Origin of the sequence: Dietzia sp. SLG310A2-38A2, assembly GCF_014145095.1 — a bacterium.
In the GTDB taxonomy this organism is placed as follows: Bacteria; Actinomycetota; Actinomycetes; order Mycobacteriales; family Mycobacteriaceae; genus Dietzia.
On record NZ_JAALDX010000482.1, the window covers coordinates 1 to 853 of the forward strand.

The following is an 853-nucleotide window of genomic DNA, read 5'->3' on the forward strand; positions in this document are numbered from 1 at the left end:
CTCGACGTGGTGGCCGGGCTCGTCGTCGTCGACCCGCCCCCCGCCCCGCACGCGGACAGGCCCGCCAGCCCGACGCCGGCGCCGAGCACCAGCCGGAGAACGTGGCGACGAGAGTGCACGGGGGGAATGGTCTCACGCCTCCAAATGCGCGATGTCCCGGCTCCTCGCTCTCGCGAGTAACCGGGACATGTCACTGAGTACCCCCGATGGGATTCGAACCCACGCTACCGCCGTGAGAGGGCGGCGTCCTAGGCCGCTAGACGACGGGGGCCTGGTACGCATCGACTGTAGCGACCCAACCGGCGCACCACAAAATCGGCGGGGAAACCGCAATTCACCCGGTGCAAATATGTACCGAGTGCACTTTTCTGTAGACTCCTCTGGTGACCACCCAACCGGACCAGGACTCCCTCCGCGAGCGCAAACGCCGCGCCACGATGCTGGCCATCGAGAACTCCGCGACCTCCCTGGTCCTCGAGCACGGGTACGACTGCGTGACGGTGGACCAGATCTGTGCCGCGGCCCAGGTGTCCAAGCGCACGTTCTTCAACTACGTGCCCTCGAAGGAGGCCGCCGTCATCGGTTCGCCACCCCGTGACCTCCCACCGGCGGGCCGCCGCGAGTTCCTCGACGCGGCTGACCCGGACGTCCCCGGGGCGCTTCTCCGACTGTTCCTCGCGGCGTTCGCGGCCGCGCGGATCGCGGACGACGCCCAGACCGCGACCCTGGCCCACCGTCGAGCGGAGATATTCCGGGCCAACCCGGACCTCGGGGTGGCCCGCGTGACCGCGACATCACGCTTCCAGCTCCGTCTGGTGGACCTGGTGACCGAGCACTTCGAGCGTCACCCGCC

At 68.9% G+C, this 853-nt stretch carries 1 protein-coding gene and 1 tRNA gene; one reads left to right on the top strand and one right to left on the bottom strand.

Features of this window, described 5'->3' with window-relative positions:
• Nucleotides 1-198 precede the first annotated feature (198 nt).
• Nucleotides 199-271 (bottom strand) — tRNA-Glu (locus G6027_RS15645).
• Nucleotides 272-437: 166 nt separating this feature from the next.
• Here G6027_RS15645 and G6027_RS19060 point away from each other — a divergent pair.
• A partial coding sequence (locus tag G6027_RS19060; protein ID WP_241727184.1) for a helix-turn-helix domain-containing protein occupies nt 438-853 on the top strand: 416 nt, incomplete at its 3' end.